This window comes from Azospirillum sp. TSO35-2 (assembly GCF_003116095.1).
GTDB lineage: Bacteria > Pseudomonadota > Alphaproteobacteria > Azospirillales > Azospirillaceae > Azospirillum.
In genome coordinates, this window is record NZ_LGRA01000013.1 from 654,176 (window position 1) to 655,001 (window position 826).

The following is an 826-nucleotide window of genomic DNA, read 5'->3' on the forward strand; positions in this document are numbered from 1 at the left end:
ATAGAACTGCGGACGGTAGTTCGTGAAGAACGGGGTGTGGCGACCGCCCTCTTCCTTCGTCAGGATGTAGGCTTCGGCCTTGAACTTGGTGTGCGGCGTGATCGAACCCGGCTTGGCCAGAACCTGGCCGCGCTCCACGTCCTCACGCTTGGTGCCGCGCAGCAGCGCGCCGATGTTGTCGCCAGCCTGGCCCGACTCGAGCAGCTTGCGGAACATCTCGACACCGGTCACCGTCGTCTTCACCGTCGCCTTCAGGCCGACGATCTCGACTTCCTCACCGACCTTCACGATGCCACGCTCAACGCGGCCGGTCACCACCGTGCCACGGCCCGAGATCGAGAACACGTCCTCGATCGGCATCAGGAACGGACGGTCAACCGGACGCTCCGGCTGCGGGATGTACTCGTCCACCGTCTTCATCAGGGCGAGAACGGCGTCGCGGCCGATCTCCGGCGAACGGTCTTCCAGCGCGCACAGCGCCGAACCCTTGGTGATCGGAATGTCGTCGCCCGGGAACTGGTAGGACGACAGCAGCTCGCGCACCTCCAGCTCGACCAGCTCCAGCAGCTCCGGATCGTCGACCATGTCGACCTTGTTCATGAAGACCACCAGCGCCGGAACGCCGACCTGGCGCGCCAGCAGGATGTGCTCACGGGTCTGCGGCATCGGGCCGTCGGCCGCCGACACCACCAGGATCGCGCCGTCCATCTGGGCGGCACCGGTGATCATGTTCTTCACATAGTCGGCGTGGCCCGGGCAGTCGACGTGCGCGTAGTGGCGGTTCTGCGTCTCGTACTCGACGTGCGCCGTCGAGATCGTGATGCCA

General features: G+C 65.5%; 1 protein-coding gene. It reads right to left on the reverse strand.

Annotated features, from left to right (window positions below):
- A partial coding sequence (gene tuf, locus TSO352_RS10325; protein ID WP_109107396.1) for an elongation factor Tu occupies positions 1 to 826 on the reverse strand: 826 nt, incomplete at both ends.